The organism is Candidatus Omnitrophota bacterium (assembly GCA_034717435.1).
GTDB lineage: Bacteria > Omnitrophota > JAUWXU01 > JAUWXU01 > JAUWXU01 > JAYELI01.
This window is the reverse complement of sequence record JAYELI010000048.1, coordinates 1-2068: the sequence shown is the minus strand read 5'-3', so window position 1 is coordinate 2068 and position 2068 is coordinate 1. Positions and strand designations below refer to the sequence as shown.

The window sequence follows — 2068 nt, the reverse complement described above, 5'->3', positions numbered from 1 at the left end:
CGAAGGATCTCCCATAAAACCGTGTTTTCTGAGATTCTTCGGCCTTCGGCCTCAGAATGACCTTTTTAGCGTTATTATTTTTAATTTCGGTTAAGGTGCGCACTTTTAAAACATAAATCGTCTAAAATGCTGAATTTAACAATTTAGCAGTCTGGCAGTTTAGCAACTTAGTTAAGGTTGTAAAATATCGCTGGTGGCTTCAGCAATATTTGTCAGGTGGTCTCCCATTTTCTCGAAATTATTCAATAAATCCAAAAATACGATCCCGCTTAAGACAAGACAACTGCCTTCATTAAGCCTCTGGATATGATTCTGCCGAAGCTGTTTATAGAGCAGATTGATCTTATTCTCCTGGAGCAGAACCTCTTTGGCCAAAGAAAAGTTATTGTCCTCAAACGCCCGGGATGTCTTATCCACCATCTGTTCTATCTGATTATACATCTGGCGGAGTTCCCGGACAGCTGTTTGGCTAAAGACCAGCTTTTTGTCTATCTCCCGTTCAGCCAGCTCCATTATGTTCTCAGCGTGATCACCTATCCGTTCTATATCATTTACCGTATGCATTAAAGCAGGCAGTTGTTCTGCCTGGCGGGAACTCAGATCCCTCTCGGAAATCTCTACAAGATAATGAGTAATGGCTTCCTGAAGGTTATCCACTGCCGCCTCCTGGGGGGCAATCCTTAATAGGCTCTTTCTGTTCCTGTTAAAAAATCCATCCATGCCGGTTGTGACCATTTCTCTGGCAATATCAAGCATACGCACTATTTCCTTTCTTGCCTGTTCAATAGCAACCGAGGGTGTACTAAGAAGGTGCTCCTCTAAATATCTGGGGCCGCCTTCAGCAATTCTGTCTTCGCCGGAAACGATCATCTTAGTTATTTTAACCAAAATGCCTATAAATGGAAAAAGAACCATGGTGTTGATTAAATTAAATATCGTATGTGCATTGGCAATCTGTCTATCTATACTGCTGGTTAAAAATGGCAGGTACCTGCTTAACAGACCGGTTATTGCCTGAATAAAATGGATGTAAAACGGCAAAATCAAAAGGACTATTACTGTTCCAATCGTATTAAATATGGTATGAGCTACAGCAGTTCGTCTTGCGCTAACTGTTGTCCCGATAGAAGCCAGAAGAGCTGTTATGCAGGTTCCGATATTATCTCCCAGGAGAATTGGAATAGCCGCTTCGAAAGAAAGACCTGATATTACCAAAGCCATAAGTATTCCAATGGTTGCGCTGCTGCTTTGAAGAACTACGGTTATAAGTATGCCTGTCCCTAATCCCAAAATTGGGTTATGGCTAAATTTAAGAAAAACCTCATTTAAAATCCCGCTTGTTTTTAAAGGCCCCATAGGCAGTTTCATAATCTGAAACCCTAAAAACAGAAGTCCAAATCCCAGCATAAACTGGCCTATATCTTTAATTACTTTCCTTTTGGCAAACAGATTTAAGGCCAGGCCAATCCCGATAGCCGGAAGGGCATAGCGTGTAACCTTAAAGGCGATTAACTGGGCAGTAATGGTGGTGCCGATATTGGCGCCCATAATAACTCCGATAGACTGCCTTAAAGTCATCAGTCCGGCATTAACAAAACCAACCATCATTACAGTGGCAGCGCTTGAGGACTGTATCAATGCTGTAATTCCCAGGCCGGTTAAAATCCCTTTTAACGGTTTATCGGTCAAGTACTTAAGGGTTTGACGTAATTTATTCCCGGCTACTTTTTGAAGGCCATCTCCCATCAAACGAATTCCATAAATGAACAACCCCAGGCCTCCAACGACATTAAATACAATACTTAATACATCTATTTCCATCCGGCCTTTTTCACCCCCTTAATCTGTATTATATCAGATATAATCCGGTCGTCATGCCTATCGGTCAAAAGTTTTAAATCCATCTTTAGACTCAAGAGTTTCCCCTGTTCTGCTCTGGCTACTTCTGTATCTCTTATTTCTGTTTTATAATCAGTGAGGATCTTTTTTATTTCCGTCAGGGCTTCAGCGCCAACCACGGTTTGAACAGAAAGAATCCTATACCAGTCCTTTTTTAGTATTTTTCGTT

General features: G+C 41.4%; 2 protein-coding genes. Both read right to left on the bottom strand.

What is annotated here, in order from left to right:
- Nucleotides 1-171: 171 nt before the first annotated feature.
- Nucleotides 172-1821: a Na/Pi cotransporter family protein gene (locus tag U9Q08_04090; GenBank protein MEA3328892.1), complete on the bottom strand. Its 1650-nt coding sequence runs from the start codon at nucleotides 1819-1821 to the stop codon at nucleotides 172-174.
- The coding region (locus tag U9Q08_04085; protein MEA3328891.1) for a hypothetical protein at nucleotides 1812-2068 on the bottom strand (257 nt) is incomplete at its 5' end. The genes U9Q08_04085 and U9Q08_04090, both read right to left, overlap by 10 nt.